We start from the raw sequence: 21,518 nt of genomic DNA on the forward strand, positions 1-21,518 counted from the left end.
CTCAGCAAAAATCCACACAAGTTGTTCTTTAGTTCTGCTTTTAAATAATGCCCTATACTGTCGTCCAGTAGTAGGTTTTGCAAATCTTTAACCAACTATTAACAAGTTAATTTGCTTCTTCTAATTGGTAAGCTACCTATTGTATCATTAGTTGATACCATGTCAAGCTTTTATTTGCTAATATTTCAGTAAGTTAGCTGCTTCGTTATCAGTGAATATTTCCACTATTTACGCCGCGCTTCCTTTGCTGTGGGGCGTATTATAGACTCTTTATATTCAGTGTCAACTGTTTTTCTAGATGTTTTTAAATTAAATAAAGAGGGTAGAAAATAAGGTATATTTTTCAATAGTTTAGACAACTAGGGAGGTTTTATAGTTTTTATATAACATAAGAAAACGTTGGTAGTTCTCAAAGGATAGTCAAATTACTCTGTTTAAAGCTTTAAGCCTTTCCTGTTTTTAGTGTCTCTAAGTCTCTTTGTCTGCCTATTCACTCTTAAGACTGCACTATTGATATTGATACAAGTAGTCCTTATATATGGATACTGCTTATAATATAGTAGCACTATTATAGTAGGCATCATTCATGAAGCCATTTAGATCAAAAGTCTATTATCAGAGAACATGAATGACTTATAGCCTTTGATGCAGTTGGATACTTTTTTTGAATATACGTCTATGTAAGATATGCTGTTACTCCCCCGCTATCTAGTGTTTGTAGATGGTTTTTGTTATAGTAGTTGCCCTTATGGCATTACTTATCTTACGTTGTTAGCCAACGCTATATAAGAGGTACTTTGCTATGTTCGGTGATGTATTATAGATCTACTTCCAATATAAGTAGTAGATTGAATAATTAGATGATCGGTCATATGCTAAGTACGTTTGATTAATGCCTATCTCTTTTGATGTATCACATCTAACGTATATAACTTATTTGGTCTTACGGTCATATGATTGATAGTTGCAATCATCACTGCTAGCGGACCTAAAACAGGTGAACAGATTATGGTAGCGATTACTTTGCCCGATGGAAGCATAAAAGACTTCGAAGGCAATACTACAGTCATGGAAGTGGCGCAAAGCATTGGGGCAGGTCTTGCTAAGGCTACGGTCGCTGGACGTGTAGATGGCCATTTGGTTGATGCTTCTGATCCTATCACTCATGATGCAAAGGTCGAGATTGTTACTCCAAAGGACGATGATGGTGTTGATATTATTCGTCACTCATGCGCACATCTACTTGGTCATGCGGTCAAACAACTTTATCCTGATGTAAAAATGGTTATTGGGCCTGTCATTGATGATGGTTTTTATTATGATATCTATAGTGAGACGCCATTTACACCTGAGCATATGGAAGCTATCGAAAAACGTATGATGCAGCTGATTAAGCAAGATTATGACGTTATCAAAAAAATGACGCCACGCGATGAAGTCATCAAGATATTTGAAGAACGCGGTGAAGATTATAAGCTCAAACTGATCAATGACATGCCAGGCGAAGAGGCTTTTGGCCTGTATCATCATCAAGAATACGTCGATATGTGCCGTGGTCCGCATGTGCCAAATACGCGCTTCTTAAAAGTATTTAAACTGACTAAAATGTCGGGTGCATACTGGCGCGGTGATGCCAAGAATGAGCAGCTACAGCGTATCTATGGCACAGCTTGGGCGGATAAAAAAGACCTAAAAGCTTATATTCAGCGTATCGAGGAAGCTGAAAAACGCGACCACCGTAAGATTGGTAAAGCGCTCAATCTATTTCATATGCAAGAGCAAGCGCCAGGTATGGTGTTTTGGCATGCCAATGGTTGGACGATTTATCAAGTGCTTGAGCAGTATATGCGTAAAGTACAATATGATAACGGTTACGAAGAAATTAAAACGCCCCAAATCGTCGATCGTAGCTTATGGGAGCGTTCAGGTCATTGGGGTAACTATGCAACTAATATGTTTACCACATCGAGCGAGAATCGCGACTATGCGGTAAAACCAATGAACTGCCCGTGTCATGTGCAAGTATTTAATCAGGGTTTAAAATCTTACCGTGACCTGCCACTGCGTATGGCAGAGTTTGGCTCATGTCATCGAAATGAGCCTTCAGGATCGCTACATGGCTTGATGCGTGTCCGTGGCTTTACTCAAGATGACGCACATATCTTTTGTACGCCCGCACAGATTCAGCAGGAAGTCGCCGACTTTATCAAGCTGACTTTGGCTGTTTATGAAGACTTTGGTTTTGATAATATCATTATGAAGCTCTCGACTCGCCCTGAAAAGCGTGTCGGTAGTGATGAATCATGGGATTTTGCAGAAAAAGCTTTGGCTGATGCACTTGATAGCTCAGGTCTTGACTGGGATTACTTGCCAGGCGAAGGTGCATTTTATGGCCCTAAAATTGAATTTAGTCTTAAAGACTCGTTAGGACGCATTTGGCAGTGCGGCACCATTCAGGTTGACCCGAATATGCCTGAGCGTCTCGACGCTGAGTTTGTCAATGAACAAAACGAGCGTGACATACCTATTATGCTTCACCGTGCAATCTTAGGATCGTTTGAGCGTTTTATAGGTATATTGATTGAGCACTATGCTGGTTGGATGCCTGTTTGGCTTGCGCCGCAACAAGTGGCAGTCATGAATATCACCGATAAACAAGCAGAAAACTGCCAAAACGTCGTCAGCGAGCTAAAAAATGCAGGTTTACGTGCGGTTAGTGACTTGCGTAACGAAAAGATTGGATTTAAGATACGAGAGAAAACATTAGAACGTATTCCCTATATGCTAGTATTAGGGGATAAAGAAGTTGAAACAGGCAGTGTCAACGTCCGAACCCGTGAAGGTGAAAACCTAGGCGTGATGACTGTCTCTGAATTTATTACCTTAGTACAGACTGCCGTTGCCAAAAAAGGCCGTCAGAATCAAAAAACAGATCAGGAGTAATACCTATTAAACAGTCAAACCGTCTAAACACCAATGAAGATATCAGTGTTAAAGAAGTTCGTCTTGTCAGAGAGGACGGCGAACAAATGGGCGTGGTCGATATCGATACCGCGATGAAAGCGGCACGTGATGAAAACCTAGACTTAGTTGAATTAGTGCCCGATGCCAAGCCGCCAGTATGTAAGATCATGGATTACAAGCATTTCCTTTATGATCAAAAGCAAAAGGCGAAAGAGGCTAAGAAGAACCAAAAGCAAACCCAGCTTAAAGAGATGAAACTACGTCCTAGTACTGAAGAAGCCGACTATCAGGTAAAACTGAAAAAAATCATCAGCTTCTTAGAAGATCAAGACAAAGTTAAAGTTAGCATCCGTTTTCGTGGTCGTGAAATGGCGCACCAAGAAATTGGTCGTAAGCAACTTGAGCGTATCATAGAAGATACGGCTGAAATATCCAATGTCGAGCAGCCTCCAAAGATGGAAGGTCGACAAATGGGTATGTTGCTTGGTCCTACTAAGAAAAAATAATTGGACAGTAAACCTTTAAGTTTGTCATATTTACTTATTTTTGTTTTTGACCATCAATATGCTGCGGGGTATTGATGGTTTTTTACTATTAGTTATTGTAATTTTACGATACCAACCTCCATATAGTTTTACAGAGTCAGTCTTTATAACCTCCTGATTACACGGTAATCTTAAAATCTACTTTGCATTTCCTATTAATGATAATTTAATAACCGTAAGTCAATTAATAGATTTTTAGCGATTATGACACTTGCTTAAACTAGCAGACTGGACGTTAACTAACATTATTGAATAACCCAAACATTTTAATCTATCATTTATCGACAGGAATAATTATGCAAGAACTTACACCGCCAGAAAATACAAATACACCGAGTATCTCTCTGACTCCGCCCGACCCTGTAAAAGAGATAGAAAAAAGCGAAGCGGATCAGATGGTTAAACTGGATAAAAGTCAGATCCCAGAGCTCGACGCCAAAGTCGATGCTTTTGTGGATCATGTCATTACCAATCCAGTAAATAGTCCTGACTTTCAAGAAAACCTACAGTCGATTCATAACCTAGGTACCAAAGAGATCCGAGAGTCAGCTCAGGTATCTAACCGGATGCTAGAACTTCCTGCTAAAAGCATCAATGATAGCTTGTTTGATAATTCTCCAATTGCCAAATCACTAACAGAATTGCGCGGTATCGTAGAAGATTTGGATCCAAGCAAAAAAGAGCTGACTAACTCACGTAAGTTGTTTGGCATCATACCGTTTGGCAACAAAGTCCAAGATTATTTTCGTCAATATGAATCTGCGCAGTCGCATATCAACGCGGTGGTGACCAGTCTTTATAATGGTAAGGATGAGCTGCTTAAAGACAACGCGATGATTGAGCAAGAAAAAGTCAACATGTGGGATTTGATGCAATCCATTCGCCAGTATATATATGTCGGCAAAAAGATTGATGAGCAACTTGAGCAAAAAGTCTACTCTTTAGAAGCGACCGATCCTGAAAAGGCGCGTATTATTAAAGAAGAGATGCTGTTTTATGTACGCCAAAAAAACACTGACTTTTTGACGCAGTTGGCTGTCAACGTACAGGGTTATTTAGCATTAGATACCATTCGCAAAAATAATTTGGAACTTATCAAAGGTGTGGATCGTGCGACCACGACTACCATCTCAGCATTACGGACAGCAGTAGTGGTTGCACAGGCCATGACAAATCAAAAACTGGTTCTAGATCAGATTACTGCATTAAATAAAACCACTAGTAGCTTGATTGAATCAACCTCTGCGATGCTCAAACGTCAATCTGGTGAAATTCATGAACAAGCAACCAGTAGTACTATTGAGCTTGATAAACTACAAAACGCCTTCAATAATGTCTATGATACGATGGATATGATTAGTAATTACAAAGTTGAAGCCTTAGAAAATATGAAGCAAACAGTCAATACTCTAACGAGCGAAGTAGATAAAGCACAAAAGTATTTAGACAAATCTAACCAAACGACTGTCCTTGAAGTATCAAAAGAGTTAGATAGTAAAAAGATTACAGACAAATCTAGCACCACTGATATCGACATTTGATTAAACAGTCTATCCAAAACAGTCAGCTATCGAATATATATAACCTCATTGACGTCGGGTATTGAAGCGTCGTTCGTGTTAAGATAGCCATTATTAATAATTTTAAAAATAGATACGGTAATTTATGAGTTGGAATGATCCAAACGCCTCAAGTGAGGCACAAAAATATGAGAATCCTATCCCGAGTCGTGAGCTGATACTTGCCACGATTAATGAGCATGGCGAAGTCACCCATAAACAGTTGGCGCAGATCTTTAAGATTGAAGATCCAGAGCAATTTGATGCCTTGGGTAACCGCCTAAAAGCTATGGCTCGTGATGGACAAGTAAACCGCGAAGGTCGCCCTTATCGCTTTCGTGCAGTCACGCAACAAGATGTGGTCACTGGCACAGTATCCGCCCATCCTAAAGGCTTTGGCTTTGTCGTATTAGAAGATATGCCAGACCTGTTTTTGCATGAAAAACAAATGCGCTGGGTGTTTAATGGTGATATGGTCAATGCTGTGGGTACTACGACCGATAATCGTGGGCGTACAGAAGGTCGTATTGTTGATGTGACTGAACGTCATCAAAACCAGTTTATTGGTACGCTTGCTCGCGATGAAGATGGCTACTGTGTTGAGCTTAGTAGTCCTAATAACCATCAACCGATTACAGTCACTGATGATAATGTACAAGCGGTAAGTGCTAAGCTGGGTGATCCAGTCAAAGTCGATGTGATCGACTGGCCTAATCAGCATGAGTTTGCTACTGGTAAGATTACAGAAGTACTAAACGACGACAATGACCGTGAACTTATTATTGAGACTACCCTGCTCAATTACGATATACCGTCTGAATTTAGTGCAGCAGCCCTTAAACAAGCCAACGATTATAGGGAACCTAGCAAAAAAGACTTTAAAGGTCGTACGGACTTACGTGACTTGCCGTTAATTACTATTGATGGGGAAGATGCGCGCGACTTCGATGATGCTGTGTTTGCTGAAAAACGCTCTGGTGGTAACTATCGAGTGTTGGTTGCTATTGCTGATGTCAGTCACTATGTCACGCCAAACTCTCCACTTGATCAAGACGCTTATGAGCGTGGCACGTCTGTTTATTTTCCACATCGTGTAATTCCAATGCTACCTGAAGTGTTGTCAAATGGCTTGTGTTCATTAAACCCTTCAGTTGATCGCCTATGTATGGTTGCTGATATTAAAATATCACGTGCAGGCAAGGTAACAGGTTACGAGTTTTATCCTGGTGTTATGCATTCACAAGCACGCTTAACCTATAACCAAGTAAATGACTACTTTGCTAATCCTAAAGATAAAAGCGTGCCAGAATCTTTAACAGGTAATAAAGATGTCAAAAAGTCTGTCGATACACTTCATCAACTATATGAACTGCTTATCAAAAAGCGTGAAGATCGCCACGCAATGGAGTTTGAAACGGTTGAGACTTATATAAAGTTCAATGAAGAAGGCGGTATTGCGGACATATTACCACGTACACGCGGTGATGCTCATAAGCTCATTGAAGAGTGTATGCTGCTTGCCAATACTTGTGCAGCAAACTTTGCGCTAAAACATGAGCTGCCAGTTTTGTACCGTAATCATGATAAGCCTGATAGCGAAAAATCAATGCGTATTCACGAATATGCGAAGAATTTCGGTTTAAGCTTCCCTGAAGAGAACCCTACGCAAGCCGATTATCAGCGTATTATTGATGCGACAAAAGATCGTCCAGATGCAATCAGCATCCATAGTATGCTGCTGCGCTCCATGATGCAGGCTAACTATGCACCTGACAATATCGGTCACTTTGGTTTAGCTTACGATGAGTATAGTCACTTTACCTCACCGATTCGTCGTTACCCTGATCTTATGTTACATCGCGCGATTAAAGCTAAGGTGACCAATAGTAAGCAGCCTGTTATGGACTTTTCTTTGGATGAGGCAGGTACCCAAACCTCAGATACCGAACGCCGTGCTGAAAAGGCTTCACGTTTTGTCGAGTCTTGGCTGAAGTGTCACTATATGAAAGATCACGTTGGCGAAGAGTTTAATGGCGTGGTCACGACAGTAACGAACTTTGGATTATTTGTGACGTTGACTGACCTATATATTGATGGTCTGGTCCATATCTCAAACGTCGGTGATGATTTCTTTGTTTATGATGAGAATCAGCAGCAGCTCATTGGTAAAGACAAAGGGACTTTGTTTGGACTTGGCGACTTGGTTAAAGTGCAAGTTGCTGGCGTGAATATGGATTTGCTTCAGATTGATTTTGACTTAAAAGCAAAGTTGCAAGCCAGTCAAATGAACCAAACAAAGAAAGATCAGACAAAAAAGAGCTCGGCTAAAAAAAATAGTGGCCGAAGCAATAAAGGTTCAAGCAAGAAGAGCTAAATAAGACGTTAGAAATAATAAAAAAGGCTAAAGTTAACTTTAGCCTTTTTTTATGTTTATACTTATATTTATGTTCCGTTCTAAGATAGGTTTACATAAAAAAAGCTTATTCTTGTGGACTATTTCTATCTAATAAGTCAGTCTCATCAGAATTCTCTGCAATCTCCTGTTCAACCTTTTCCATCAGCTTCTCATCAGGTCGGGCATCAAATATATCCTCACTGTTATTTGCATTCAAAATTTGCTTTGCTCGTGCCTTCGCTTGCTGTTTATCCTTATCATCTGTGGTCTGCTTATTTTCTGCGCTAGGAGTCATCGGTGTGACCGTCATTTCAGAACTAGTATTACCCTTACCTTCTTGCATATGCTCAAAAGCGGTTTCTAACTTATCGTTGAAGCGTAAACGATAAATAGGCTCAGGCAAGCTAAAGCCTTGGTTTTCTAACGCATGTTTAGTTGCGCGAATGGCGATACTGCGTGCTTTGGCAAAATCAGTCTCTGATTGATCTACCCATACTTGAAACTCAAGCACGATGTTGGAATCGCCAACATGAGTAATGATAGCGATGGCCTTGGGTTCATCTAAAACAAAATCTAACGTACCTATCGCGTCTAAACCGACTTTGATTGCCGCTAACGGATCATCATTGGCATCGACACCCAATTCAAATGTAAAACGGCGCTCAGGATTTTTTGTGTAGTTCAAGATAATACCTTTAAAAACCTCAGCATTAGGGATACGTAATTGATTGCCATCCAACGTCATCAAAATCGTCGCCCGTGAGGTCAAGCGTACTACAATGCCTTCATGCTCATTGATTTTTACCTGATCGCGGGCACGAAATGGCTGACGAATACTAAGCATAAGTGACGCTATATAGTTTTCGATAGAGTCTTTTACGGCAAAACCAACAGCAATACCAATCACCCCTGCACCGCCAAGCAATGTACCCAAAATAGTTTCTGCACCTATTAAACTTAACGCTAAAATTAGACCAAAGATAATAAAGATCACTTTGATCGTTTGCGATAACAGCTCGGCTACAAAAGGATTGGGAGTTAGACGTTGCCATATGCCCTGACGTTTGGATAACCAGCTACCAAACCAAGCTACCAAGCCAAACAAAACAATGCCGACTAACAATAGTGGCATGGCTTTGATTAGATTTGTACCTTGGGCCTTAAGTCCTTGATATACTGTTGAGACATTGTCTTGCACATCAAGCGTTCGATTAATGTTATCTTCAACTGTTACTACATCTGTTAAGCGATTGGTTAGATTAATCGCCTGCTGCGCTTTTTTTTCGTTTGGTGTCTCTCCGCTTAGCGTAACGACGCCTTGAGTAACCGTTACATTGACCGCCTGTAAGCCATCAATCTCGGAGAAAATACCGCTAATGCGTTGACGGATATCATTGTCTTTTTGCAAAGTAGGCTTGGTTTCAATTTGAGCATTGTTGGTACTTTCACCACTGATAACTGGCGGCGCCTCTATCGGTGTTGGCGCTGTCGGTAGCGTACCACCTTCGGCTTCCACCCCAGGCTCTGTACCTGATTCTGCTTCTGAACTCGTTAAGACACCACTATTTATATCCGTTGCAGCTGCAATACTTGTCAACTCTTCGCCAGCAGCGTAAGCAGGCAAACCATAAAAGATACTTATTGATAAAAATAGCTGACCTAGAACTGGCAAATATTTGCGTAAAGGTAGATAGTCAAAAATAGCTATCATAAGTATCCTTGATTAAGGTAATGAGCAATCATTGTCTTTATAAAAAATCCAGACAACCTTATATACAACCAGTTAACTGTCTAGGTAACTTTGTGCTTCTCCAAGATCTAGCGTGCCCTCGTAAATCGCACGTCCTGTAATGATACCTTCAATACAATCACCATAAGGCTTTAGAAGCTCGATATCTTGCATATCAGTCACCCCGCCCGAGGCTATGACGGGCAAACCGCCTTCACGTGCAAGATTGACCGTTTGCTCGATGTTGACGCCTTGCATCATGCCATCACGGGCGATATCGGTATAAACGATGGACGACACTCCGACATCAGCGAAGCGCTTGGCAAGCTCAGTCGCTTTGGTGTCCGTGACATTCGCCCAGCCATGGGTGGCTACCATACCGTCTTTGGCATCAATACCAACGATGATGTGTCCCGCAAACTCGCGGCAAGCTTCAGTGACAAAATTGGGATCTTCGACCGCTTTGGTGCCAATGATAATATAGGTGAGACCTGCGGTAATATATTGCTCGATGGTGTTCATATTACGCACGCCGCCGCCTAATTGGATAGGCAAGTTTGGATAGGCTTTGGCAATATCATTGACTACCGATCTATGGACTGGCACCCCGTCAAATGCACCATTGAGATCAACCAAATGCAAACGCCTCGCTCCCTCTTTCACCCAGCGTCCTGCTACTGCGACAGGATCATTAGAGAATACAGTATCATCCTCCATACGGCCTTGTTTTAAGCGTACACATTTGCCATCTTTTAGATCGATAGCGGGAATAATCACAGGCGCAGCACACATATAGCACTCCTTATAAAACGTTTTATGAATAGCGAAAATACAACAGAAACATCAATAATTGAAAAATGGGAAGAAAATACTATAGAGTATGCACTTAACTAAATATTAGTATTTAAGAACAACTTAAGTTTATCTTTTGGATCAGAGACATTATAACCATCCGAGCTGTTTTGATGATTGATAACTATAAGTTTCAGCCTCTAAGTTAGGTACTACAATTAGATAAATTCAATTACTAACTGGCAATTTTAGGTTAATTTAGCGTATAATCCTAGGTAAATTTGTATTTGTTTCTATATCTTAGCAATGCACATTAAGCTTTTACATAGATTGATCATGTTTGGCTATAATACTGCTCAGTTATAAAGGTATGACAAAAAAACAGACAACAGGACGGTAGAGTATGCACCGTAACCCTTGTCTATCATTTTGACAGATTGATCATAAATAGATTGGTATGATTTAAAATTGTACCCTATTTAATTAATTGGTTTGTCTTTAATCAAATTATCATATATTGCGTCTGACAGTCTTTTGATTGTCGCAGAACCCATTTACATGATACTAGTATGACAATGTTATAAATTTCAATAAAACGTATTGTAGGCCCATCTATGACTTAAAGTGTTCACTCTAAGCGGTTGGTTTTAGAGACTCACTTTGGTTTGGTAGGCTTATTATGCATCTTGGTAGCCGGTCGCCACTTTGGTAATTCGAATAAGACGTTAACGTGTTGTTAAGGAGTCTAAGGTCAGCGTTAATACTCTTACTTGCAGTAATACTTAAGCATTATGTTTAAGGCAATTAATCACAGCTCTGCCCTAGGCTGCTGCTGCTTGATGGTCTTTCATAATGCTTTTGGAATACTGCTGTCGTACCAAACAGGACGTCTGGTATCGTTTTAGACTATGGACTAAGTTTTCGCTTATGATTACCATCAAGAAAGGTTTGGATTTGCCCATCACAGGTGAGCCCTCCCGCGAGATATCAGAGCACAGACCAGCACATGTGGCACTTATTGGTTACGATTACGTAGGTATGAAACCTACGATGAACGTCACAGAAGGTGACGTTGTAGCTAAAGGTCAACCTGTTTTTGAAGATAAAAAACGAGTTGGTGTTATATACACGGCCCCTGCAGCTGGTAAAGTTATTGCCATTAAACGTGGCGAACGTCGTGTCTTTGAAAGTCTTGTCATTGAGGTTGACCCAAACGGTGAAGAAGTAGAGTTTCAGCGCTATGACTCCCAGCAACTTGCTGACTTAGACTCTGAAGCTGTTGAAACCCAATTGCTTGCTTCTGGTGAATGGACTGCATTTCGCACACGTCCCTATAGCCGTGCTCCAGAAATCGGTGCACGTCCGCACGCTATCTTTGTTACTGCAATGGATACCAATCCATTAGCGTTCGACCCAATGCTGCTGATCAATAAAGAGCTGCAAGCGTTCAATGACGGACTGGCTGTATTGTCTACACTCAGCCCAAAAACCTTTGTCTGTCATCATGGTGACGCTAAGCTGTCACCAGTTGCAAAGACTGCGGCTAACAATGTCACTGAATATCATAGCTTTGCAGGCAAGCATCCAGCTGGTCTTGCTGGTACGCATATTCACTTTTTACACCCGATCAGCCGCGGCGTGACTGTGTGGACGATTGGTTATCAAGACGTGATTGCGATTGGTAAGCTCTTTACGACTGGACGCTTATACACGCGTCGTCTGTTAAGCCTTGCAGGTCCTGGAGTTAAGGACCCACACTTGGTGGCGACTGAACGCGGTGCCGATATGACAGCACTGACAAAAGGTCAATTGGTCGCAGGCGAGAATCGTATCATTTCAGGATCGGTACTTTCTGGACGTAAATTGTTTGATAATGTGGCTTATCTTGGTCGCTTTCACAATCAAGTTAGTGTATTACCTGAAGGCCGTGAACGTCCAGCGTTCCACTTCTTTACACTAGGTAAAAACCGCTTTTCTAAACTGCCTATCTATATTTCACAGTTTTTTGGTGGTAAAAAATACAACTTCACCACTACCAGTAATGGTTCACCGCGAGCTATGGTACCTATCGGGGTGTATGAAGAGGTCATGCCACAAGACTATTTGCCAACACAGTTATTACGCGCTTTAATCGTTGAAGACATTGTCTCTGCGGTGGATTTGGGCGTGCTTGAACTGGATGAAGAAGATGTTGCATTATGCACCTTCGTATCTCCTGGCAAATATGAATTTGGTGATATCTTGCGTGATAACTTAACGCGCATTGAGCTGGAGGGCTAACCACGATGAAATTTTTACACAATATGTTCGATCGTATGGAGCCGTCTTTTACCAAGGGTGGCAAACACGAAAAGTATTACGCCATTTTTGAGATGTTTGATACGTTTTTACGTCAGCCAGGTACGACGACTTATGCGTCATCGCATGTACGTGACGGTATTGACCTCAAACGCATCATGATCACAGTATGGATGTGTACGTTCCCAGCGATGTTTTGGGGTATGTACAATATCGGCCATCAAGCTTTAACTGCTATTGCTCAACTTGGCCTACAACCAGAAGGCTGGCGTACGATTATCACTAGTATGGTAGGCTATAATCCAGATAGTATCTGGGCAAGCTTTGTCTATGGAGCGATGCAGTTTTTACCGATTTATATAGTCACCTTCGCCGTGGGTATTCTCTGTGAAATTATCTTTGCAGTCGTGCGTGGCCACGAAGTCAACGAAGGTTTCTTTGTGACCTCCGTTCTTTATGCACTATGTCTACCGCCTGATATTCCTTTATGGCAAGTTGCTTTAGGTATTATCTTTGGGGTGGTCGTTGCAAAAGAAGTCTTTGGCGGTACTGGTAAAAACTTCCTTAACCCTGCCCTATCTGGCCGTGCGTTCTTATACTTTGCTTATCCAGCGTATATGTCTGGTGACTCAGTATGGACGGCAGTTGATGGTTTTTCAGGTGCAACACCACTTGGCCTTGCAGCACTTGGCGTGGTTCCACAGGACTTCGTCGATGTCTACGGCAATGCCATTACGTGGAGTGATGCATTCTTAGGCAACATGCAAGGCAGTATCGGTGAAGTCTCTACGCTTGCCATTTTAATGGGTGCAGCAGTTCTATTATGGACGCGTATTGCATCTTGGCGCATCATGGCAGGTTGTGTGGTTGGTCTGATTGCTACGTCTCTTATCTTTAATATGATTGGCTCTGACGATAACCTCATGATGAACTTGCCGTTTTATTGGCATTTAGTGATCGGCGGTTTTGCTTTTGGTGCCGTCTTTATGGCGACCGATCCAGTCTCAGCTGCGCATACTAATAAAGGCCGCTGGGCTTATGGTATTTTGATTGGCTTTATGACAGTACTGATTCGAGTAGTCAACCCAGCTTTCCCAGAAGGCATCATGCTCGCTATTTTATTTGCCAACTTATTCGCTCCATTGTTTGATTATTTTGTGACTCAAGCAAATATCAAACGCCAAACAGCTCGGAGGGTTCGTTATGTCCAAGCCCAAAAGTAATAATACAAAAACCATCAGTGTGGCATTGACGCTATGCTTGGTGTGTTCCGTATTGGTATCAGCAGTTGCGGTCGGTCTTAAACCATCACAAATTGAAAATGCACGCTTAGATCGTAATAAAAACATCCTAGTAGCAGCTGGCATGTATGATGCTGAGTCTGATACTCCTAAAGATGTTGCCGAACGTTTTAAAGATTTTGAAGTAAAAATTGTTGACTTAAGCAAAGGTAACTATCTTGATGATGATGCCTTAAACGAGGCTGGTATTCCTGATCGCAATGCTTATGACGCCAGTCAAGCAACTAAGAATCAAGCATTGAGTGAGGATTTAGGTGATAACGATCCTGCTGGTATTGGTCGTGTGCCTAAGTACGCAAAGGTCTATGTTAAAAGTGATGACGCCGGACAGCCTGAGATGGTGGTCCTACCGATTCAAGGTTATGGATTATGGGGTACTATCTACGGTTTCTTGACGCTTGAAAGTGATATGAATACCATTAAAGGTATCAGTTTTTATGAGCACAAAGAGACCCCAGGTCTTGGCGCTCGTATCGAAGAGCCAGAGTGGCGCGCAAAGTGGAGCGGTATCCATTCTTATGATGAAAATGGTGATGTTGCTACTGGTGTGACCAAAGCTGGTAACCCAAAAGAAAACTGGGTCGATGGTATCAGTGGTGCGACGCTTACTGGTCGCGGTGTAAGCAATATGATTCAGTTTTGGTTGGGTGAGCAAGGCTATAAACCTTACTTAGACGCGCTACGTGAAGAGAGCGGTAAAACGATTGATAATACTGATACACAGGCTAGTCAGTTAACACAACCAGACAACCAGACAGCTCAACCTACAACCGAACTGGCAGCAGCGCTACCAGTAGCAAACGGCAAGGAGGCATAACATGGCTGACACAAAAAGTATTTTAACCTCGCCTATTTTTGATAATAACCCTATCGCCTTACAGATATTAGGTATCTGCTCGGCGTTAGCGGTAACGACGAGTATGTCGAATGCCTTGGTAATGTGTGTGGCATTGACATTGGTAACCGCTTTTTCTAGTTTCTTTATTTCAATTATTCGTAAGCAAATTCCATCAAGTATTCGTATTATTGTACAGATGACAATTATTGCTTCGTTGGTTATTTTGGTCGACCAGGTGCTAAAAGCCGTCGCTTATGATGTGAGTAAAGGCTTATCAGTATTCGTTGGTTTGATTATTACCAACTGTATCGTTATGGGTCGTGCTGAGGCATTTGCTATGAGCAATCCACCAGTACCAAGCTTTTTAGATGGTATTGGTAATGGTCTTGGTTACTCTGCAGTATTACTGTTCGTTGCGACTATTCGTGAATTACTAGGTTCAGGTACGTGGTTTGGTATCACTATCTTACAACCAGTCACTGATGGCGGTTGGTATCTACCAAATGGTCTATTGTTGTTGCCACCATCAGCGTTCTTCATTATTGGTTTATTTATCGCCATCGTTCGTCTTTGGAAGCCAGAACAGATTGAAGAAGCCGAGTTTGTAATGAAGCCGCAGTCTAAAGGCATGGCACATGGAGGCGGTCACTAATGGGACATTATATTAGTTTATTTATAACCTCAGTCTTTATTGAGAATATGGCGCTTGCCTATTTCTTAGGTATGTGTACCTTTTTGGCTGTGTCCAAAAAAGTCTCAACTGCCATAGGTCTTGGGGTTGCTGTTATTGTCGTGATGGCGATTACTGTGCCACTCAACAACCTGCTGTTCCAGTTCATTCTGAAAAATGGTGCACTAGCATGGGCAGGCTTTCCTAATATCGACCTTAGTTTCCTAGGTCTACTAAGCTATATCGGTCTTATTGCTGCGACTGTACAGATTCTAGAGATGTTTTTGGACAAGTTTGTCCCAGCTCTATATAACGCGCTTGGCGTATTCTTACCGCTAATTACGGTAAACTGCGCAATCTTAGGTGGCGTCTTGTTCATGGTTGAGCGTGACTACAACTTTAGCGAGTCAGTAGTATATGGCGTTGGTGCAGGTTTTGGTTGGGCAGTTGCGATCACTGCGCTAGCAGGTATTCGCGAAAAGCTTAAGTATTCAGATATTCCAGGACCGCTACGTGGTCTTGGTATTACCTTTATTACGGTTGGCCTTATGTCTCTCGGCTTTATGTCGTTCGGTGGCATGTCCATTTAAACCGCTAAGCTTAGACACTTATTTAGCGATTTGACATATTTAATTCATTTATTCGGTAGGTGTTCGGGTACAGCAATAAATTTATGCGCCCGCACCCCTACCCCATAGATTAAGGATACATATCATGGATTATGCTACGGCGATTGGTGGCGTTGCTATGTTTACCTTGATCATCATGGGTCTTGTTGCCATTATTTTGGCAGCACGCTCAAGACTGGTCAGTTCAGGCGATGTTACTATTCATATCAATGATAATCCCGATAATGATGTGGTGACTCCAGCAGGCGGAAAACTACTGCAAACCCTTGCTAGTGAAGGTATATTTTTATCTTCTGCATGTGGTGGTGGTGGTACGTGTGCTCAATGTCGCTGCCGTGTTATTGAAGGTGGCGGTTCTATCCTGCCCACCGAAGAAGGCTACTTTACTCAAGGTGAAATCCGTAATCATATGCGCTTGGCTTGTCAGGTATCTGTTAAGCAAGACATGCAAATCGAGATTGATCCTGAGTTTTTTGATGTGCAAAAGTGGGAATGTGAAGTTGTCTCTAACGATAACGTCGCAACCTTTATTAAAGAGCTGGTGCTTAAAATTCCAGAAGGTGAGGAAGTCAATTTCCGTGCTGGTGGTTATGTGCAGCTAGAAGCACCGCCGCATGAAGTACATTACAAAGACTTCGATATCGATGAAGAGTACCGCGAAGACTGGGAAAAATTCGGCGTCTTCAAATACGTCTCAAAAGTCGATGAGCCTGTCATTCGTGCGTACTCGATGGCCAACTACCCAGAAGAAAAAGGTATCATCAAGTTTAACATCCGTATCGCAAGTCCACCACCGCGTGGCCCTGAAGGTATACCACCGGGTAAGATGTCGTCTTGGGTGTTTAGCCTAAAACCAGGTGATAAGGTGACCGTATCAGGCCCGTATGGTGAATTCTTTGCCAAAGATACCGAAGCCGAGATGATCTTTGTTGGGGGCGGTGCTGGTATGGCACCAATGCGCTCGCACATCTTCGATCAGCTTAAACGTCTAAACTCTAAGCGTAAGATTAGCTTTTGGTACGGTGCGCGCTCGATTCGTGAGATGTTCTATGTCGAAGATTACGACCAGCTCGAAGAAGAGTTTGATAACTTTGAGTGGCATGTGGCGCTGTCTGATCCATTACCAGAAGATAACTGGGACGGTCCGACCGGCTTTATCCATAACGTGCTACTAGAGAATTACTTAAAAGACCATCCAAACCCAGAAGACTGTGAATATTATATGTGCGGGCCACCGATGATGAACGCGGCGGTTATCGACATGCTACATAGCCTTGGCGTGGAAGATGAGAACATCATGCTTGATGATTTCGGTGGTTAAATTGGTTAGCAACCATAGTTAGTTGAACAAATAATTTTTTATTTTGACTAACGTTTATTTTGACGGTCAACATGAAAACATAAAAAAGAGCGTCAACAGTGGCGCTCTTTTTTTTTAATCCATTTTCGCTGTTGGATAAATTCATAATGTTTAATAAAAATAAACTTCAAACACGTTTTTTTGCTATTAAGTCTCAAGATAGACGAAAGATGGCAGGTAACACTCTATTATTTACGGTATCAGCATTTAGTTTAGCTGGTTTAACCGCCTGTCAACAGCCGCCTGATTATAATTATTTGATCGGTGAGACGATGGGTACCAGCTATCATATCAGTTATCAATTACCAGAAAAGGTAACTGAGGCAGATGTCCAAGCTGCAATTGATGAGCGTTTACAGCAAATCAATGACAGCATGTCGACTTATCAAAGTGATTCTACTATTTCCAAGTTTAATCAGTTGGGCAAAGACACACCTATTACGATCGATGCTGACTTTAGTCACGTACTCGATATCTCAAGACAAGTCTATGCACAGTCTGGTGGAGCCTTTGATCCAACTGTCATACCGCTTATTAATACTTGGGGGTTTGGTAGTACCATGACTGTCGAACGCTTACAAAGCCCACCAAGTGCAACTGAAATTGCAAAAGCGCAAGCATTGGTAGATTTTGATAGCGTCGTAAAGCAAGACCAAACTCTCTATAAGACCAAAGATGGTATTGGTCTGGATTTTTCGGCAGTAGCGAAAGGCTACGGTGTCGATGTCATCGCTGATGTCCTCAAAGATCGTTACAACATTCGTAACTATATGGTTGAGATCGGCGGTGAGATTGCGACCTCGGGAGTTAATAATAAGCAGCAGCCGTGGCAGATTGCCATTGATGCGCCTATTGAAGGCAGCACTGTTAGCGAACGTCAGACAGTTACAGCTATTCGTCAACCGATAAAAACTGATAATCAAATGCATCTAGCAACTTCAGGAAATTATCGTAACTCTGTCATATTTGATGGTAAGCACTATAGTCATACTATTGACCCTACGACCGGCAAACCTATTATCGGTGGCGCCCCTTCGGTGACAGTAGCAGCAGACTCGGTAGCACTAGCAGATGCATGGGCAACTGCGCTGACTGCCATGCCTTATCAAAAAGCATTAAAACTTGCTGAAAAGCAAAATTTAGCAGCATTGTTTGTCGTATTGGCCGATGGTGTACAGATCAATGACTCTCTAGACAATGTCGATGATTGGCAAGTAGTCCAGACTCCTGCGATGCAAGCATTACGTGCTGATAAGCAACCTTAAGTTTTGTTTGTAGTGTTTTGAGAATGTATTAACAACAAACGCAAAGCGTAAAAATTTGCTATACTATTAGATAGTTATCACTAAAGATGACTCTATTTTCTAAACTTGAGGTCTCCTCTATGCTTAGCCAACTGCTTCCTATGCTCGCTATTACCTTTACTGTATTTATACTGTTTTTTGTATTTATGGGTATTGGTTATATGGTCAAGAAAAAACCACTCAGAGGCTCTTGCGGTGGCGTTGCTAAATTAATGGGTGATGAAAACTGCTCGTTTTGTGGCAATGATCCTAACAAGTGTGACTCCATTATCGCGGAACAACAAGAAAATGCACTAAAAGCGGCTCAATTGGGTAAATCGGTATAAATTATAAGCTTGTTACCATACGCTGGTAGTATTTACTCATCATTTGTTCCTATAATAGCGTTCGGTCATTTAAATATGATCGAACGCTATTTTTAGTTGTGCTATCAAATTTTTATGAGTCATTTTGTATAAGAATGACTTATCATTAACTTTTCGAGTTCATTACTCGCATATTGTACTTATCCTGTCTATCAGGGTAGTAAGCTCGCGTGTCTTGCATTCTGCAAGTATTTCTTAAGTTCTGATTGACGATTTTAGCCACCCTCAAGGTGCGTTTTCTTCGGTGTTATGTGCAAGCGACGACTCTATCGACGCTGTTCAATGACGTGTCTTTTTTCTTATTCTAATGATAGTCGTGCTGCTATGTCTACTTCATCCAATTTGCAATCAAAGTCTCATTTAGATACTTCGCCCGCATCTAAGTTGCCCTCCTCACGTTTTACCTTTTGGCTCGTACTATGTGCCATGGTTTTGCTCGCCACCAATATGCGTGCACCAATCGTGGCACTTGGTTCTGTTGCGCCAGTGGTACAGGATGCCTTAAATATTTCTGAAACTCAGATTGGTTGGTTGGGCGCTGTGCCTATGCTAACTTTTGCAGTGGGCGCGCTTATCTCGCCAGCGATTGGTAAGCGTTTTGGACTTGAAAATACATTGATTGCGATGATTGCACTATTAACAGCGGGTATGATTATTCGTACTGTTATACCCACTTGGATTGGGTTTTTAAGTGGTACGTTATTATTAACGTTAGCCATCGGCTTTGCCAATACGCTAGCGGCACCAGTGATAAAACAGCGTACACCCAATCATATTCCACTGATTACTGGTCTATTTAGCCTGACGATGACGGTGTCGGCGGGTATTGTAGCAGGAGTTGTATTACCACTATCTGAGCAGGTAGGCTGGCAATGGGCGCTTGGCGGTTGGTCGCTATTAGGTATCTTTGCGATTGTTATTTGGATATTTTTACGCTTGCGCCTTGGCTCATCTAGCCATCAAACGGCCGCCCTACCCACGTCAGGATCTTCAGAGATCTCTATGTGGCGGACGTCTTTTGCTTGGCAAATCGCTGTCTTTATGGGCTTACAGTCATTGCTGTTTTATACCGTTGCCAGTTTTTTACCGTCTATTTGGGTAAGTCAGGGACTATCAGCCGTTAAAGCGGGACAGATGGGTTCGGTGTTTCAATTTATGGCACCTATTTCTATCTTAAGTTTGACGTGGCTAGTCAACCGTGGCCGTCCTATTCAGGCGCTGGCTGTACTTGCTGCTGCGCTCAACGTCGTTGGCATTTTAGGGGTTAGTTATTTTTCTACTGATCTTGCTTGGTTATGGTCAGGGATGATGGGTATCGGCTGCTCTGCTATTTTTACTTTGAGCATGATGTTGTTCTCGCTACGAACTTATACAACCAATCAATCTAGCGAGCTGTCTGGTATGGCACAATTCGTTGGGTACTTGATAGCGTTTTTTGGTCCATTAGGGACTGGTTGGTTACATGAAGCAACTGGTGACTGGGATTTATCGTTGCTTATTATGCTAATTTTAATGATTATCAACGTTGTGCTTGCTTGGACGGTGAGTCGTCCGGTGATGGTCGATGGTCGTCCGGTTTAGCTTAAAACCTATTTGATGTATTTTTAGCTATTAGCAACCATTAGCAATGCCAGCTTGTCATTTATTATTAGATGCACTTTACTACTGATAAACTCAAAGGAATGAAGATGAGCGACTCTATTAAGTACAACAAGGCTGATGCTAAAAACCAAGTCGAACTGCTACCCGCTGTTACTGATTATTTAAAAGTATTAAATGAACAGCTGCTGCCTGCCTTTGTGCAAACAGGCAGTGTCCCTAACGCTATTAACGCGAGAGACGGTCTGGCAAATTTAACCCATACCTTTGTCACCGAGGCCGTGAATGTGGCGCTAATAGTCGATGACATCATCGAATGTGAAGCGTCAACTAACGACGCTTGTGAGGTGCTGGCCTATCATGTACCGGTGCGCCTTTTTTATCCCAGCTTACCAAATGCTTCAACAGACCAAACTGAGTCAACGCCATTACCTGTGATGCTGTACTTTCATGGTGGCGGTGGTACAGCAGGTAGTGTCTCTGTTTATCATCAAATTTTATGCCGTTTAGCGAAGTATACAGGGCACATTATTGTTGCCCCAGAATACCGTCTTGCGCCAGAAAACCCTTACCCTTGTGCTCAAAACGATGCTTGTACCGCTTTACTTGGCTTGAATAAACTACTCGCTCGCCAGCAAATCCATGCTGACAATATCGTGGTGGCAGGTGACAGTCATGGCGGTGCATTAGTCACCAATCTGCTACGTGATCTTAGAACAATAGAGTCAGGCGTAATAAATGACATCAGCGCTCAAGTACTGATATATCCAAGCGTCGACTTTACCACGAGCTGTCCCTCTATTGAGAAATACGCCAATGGTTATTTGCTTGGTCAAGCACGCATTGACTGGTATTTTGACCAATACTTTCAGCACGGTGAAGACAGAAAGTCAAAATCTGCTCTGTTCGCTAGTTTGGACGAGCTAGCGCATCAGCCGCCCGCCCTTATTATCAATGCAGCGGTAGATCCTTTATACGATGAAGGTGTCGCTTATGCTGCCAAACTTAACAAAGCTGGCGTCAATACGCAGCACATCACTTATGATAAAGTCATTCATGCTTACCTTAATATGGAAAATCTTAATCCTGATATTTGCAAGCAAACCTATCAGGCAATAAATGCGTTTTTGGCTAGCAAAAGTTCTGCATAACACTAACCAATCTTAGACA

The 21,518-nt window shown here is 42.1% G+C and carries 16 protein-coding genes; 14 read left to right on the top strand and 2 right to left on the bottom strand.

The window, feature by feature from the left end; translation table 11 throughout:
• Positions 1-1,008: 1,008 nt before the first annotated feature.
• The 4 genes from thrS to rnr all read left to right on the top strand — a co-directional run bounded on the left by thrS (position 1,009) and on the right by rnr (position 7,442).
• Positions 1,009-2,943: a threonine--tRNA ligase gene (gene thrS, locus Q0895_RS11960; RefSeq protein WP_299189375.1), complete on the top strand. Its 1,935-nt coding sequence runs from the start codon at positions 1,009-1,011 to the stop codon at positions 2,941-2,943.
• Complete coding sequence (gene infC, locus Q0895_RS11965; protein WP_299189377.1) at positions 2,943-3,470, top strand: translation initiation factor IF-3; 528 nt, start codon at positions 2,943-2,945, stop codon at positions 3,468-3,470. The genes thrS and infC overlap by 1 nt, the downstream gene beginning before the upstream one ends.
• 335 nt (positions 3,471-3,805) lie before the next feature.
• On the top strand, positions 3,806-5,050 hold the full coding sequence (locus tag Q0895_RS11970; protein WP_299189230.1) for a toxic anion resistance protein: 1,245 nt from the start codon (positions 3,806-3,808) through the stop codon (positions 5,048-5,050).
• 124 nt (positions 5,051-5,174) lie between these two features.
• Positions 5,175-7,442 (top strand): ribonuclease R, encoded by a 2,268-nt coding sequence (rnr, locus tag Q0895_RS11975; protein WP_299189232.1) that lies wholly within the window; start codon positions 5,175-5,177, stop codon positions 7,440-7,442.
• Positions 7,443-7,548: 106 nt separating this feature from the next.
• Here the strand turns inward: rnr and Q0895_RS11980 are convergent, their stop codons facing one another.
• Positions 7,549-9,174: a mechanosensitive ion channel domain-containing protein gene (locus Q0895_RS11980; protein WP_299189235.1), complete on the bottom strand. Its 1,626-nt coding sequence runs from the start codon at positions 9,172-9,174 to the stop codon at positions 7,549-7,551.
• A 72-nt stretch (positions 9,175-9,246) separates the two neighbouring features.
• Positions 9,247-9,984 (bottom strand): 1-(5-phosphoribosyl)-5-[(5-phosphoribosylamino)methylideneamino]imidazole-4-carboxamide isomerase, encoded by a 738-nt coding sequence (gene hisA, locus Q0895_RS11985; RefSeq protein WP_299189236.1) that lies wholly within the window; start codon positions 9,982-9,984, stop codon positions 9,247-9,249.
• Between the two features lie 927 nt (positions 9,985-10,911).
• On the opposite strand from hisA, the gene Q0895_RS11990 reads away from it, so the two are divergent.
• The 10 genes from Q0895_RS11990 (at position 10,912) to Q0895_RS12035 (ending at position 21,499) form a co-directional block, all read left to right on the top strand.
• Positions 10,912-12,264: a Na(+)-translocating NADH-quinone reductase subunit A gene (locus Q0895_RS11990; protein ID WP_075103261.1), complete on the top strand. Its 1,353-nt coding sequence runs from the start codon at positions 10,912-10,914 to the stop codon at positions 12,262-12,264.
• Between the two features lie 5 nt (positions 12,265-12,269).
• The gene (locus Q0895_RS11995; RefSeq protein ID WP_075103262.1) at positions 12,270-13,505 is read left to right on the top strand and encodes an NADH:ubiquinone reductase (Na(+)-transporting) subunit B; all 1,236 of its coding nucleotides are present in this window, start codon (positions 12,270-12,272) and stop codon (positions 13,503-13,505) included.
• On the top strand, positions 13,486-14,400 hold the full coding sequence (locus Q0895_RS12000; protein ID WP_299189242.1) for a Na(+)-translocating NADH-quinone reductase subunit C: 915 nt from the start codon (positions 13,486-13,488) through the stop codon (positions 14,398-14,400). Before Q0895_RS11995 ends, Q0895_RS12000 begins: the two co-directional genes overlap by 20 nt.
• Before the next feature lies 1 nt (position 14,401).
• Positions 14,402-15,073, top strand: coding sequence for an NADH:ubiquinone reductase (Na(+)-transporting) subunit D (locus Q0895_RS12005; RefSeq protein WP_075103264.1), 672 nt, complete (start codon positions 14,402-14,404; stop codon positions 15,071-15,073).
• The gene (gene nqrE / locus Q0895_RS12010) at positions 15,073-15,681 is read left to right on the top strand and encodes an NADH:ubiquinone reductase (Na(+)-transporting) subunit E (protein WP_058369755.1); all 609 of its coding nucleotides are present in this window, start codon (positions 15,073-15,075) and stop codon (positions 15,679-15,681) included. The genes Q0895_RS12005 and nqrE overlap by 1 nt, the downstream gene beginning before the upstream one ends.
• 124 nt (positions 15,682-15,805) lie before the next feature.
• A complete protein-coding gene (gene nqrF, locus Q0895_RS12015; RefSeq protein WP_075103265.1) occupies positions 15,806-17,041 on the top strand; it encodes an NADH:ubiquinone reductase (Na(+)-transporting) subunit F in 1,236 nt (411 codons plus the stop codon).
• Positions 17,042-17,250: 209 nt separating this feature from the next.
• Positions 17,251-18,345, top strand: coding sequence for an FAD:protein FMN transferase (locus tag Q0895_RS12020; protein WP_299189251.1), 1,095 nt, complete (start codon positions 17,251-17,253; stop codon positions 18,343-18,345).
• A gap of 119 nt (positions 18,346-18,464) precedes the next feature.
• Entirely contained in the window at positions 18,465-18,710 is a 246-nt protein-coding gene (gene nqrM, locus Q0895_RS12025) for a (Na+)-NQR maturation NqrM (protein WP_075103267.1), read from the top strand.
• A gap of 363 nt (positions 18,711-19,073) precedes the next feature.
• A complete protein-coding gene (locus Q0895_RS12030; protein WP_299189254.1) occupies positions 19,074-20,330 on the top strand; it encodes an MFS transporter in 1,257 nt (418 codons plus the stop codon).
• Between the two features lie 107 nt (positions 20,331-20,437).
• The gene (locus Q0895_RS12035) at positions 20,438-21,499 is read left to right on the top strand and encodes an alpha/beta hydrolase (RefSeq protein WP_299189255.1); all 1,062 of its coding nucleotides are present in this window, start codon (positions 20,438-20,440) and stop codon (positions 21,497-21,499) included.
• Positions 21,500-21,518: the final 19 nt, after the last annotated feature.

Source organism: uncultured Psychrobacter sp., assembly GCF_947495825.1.
Lineage (GTDB): Bacteria > Pseudomonadota > Gammaproteobacteria > Pseudomonadales > Moraxellaceae > Psychrobacter.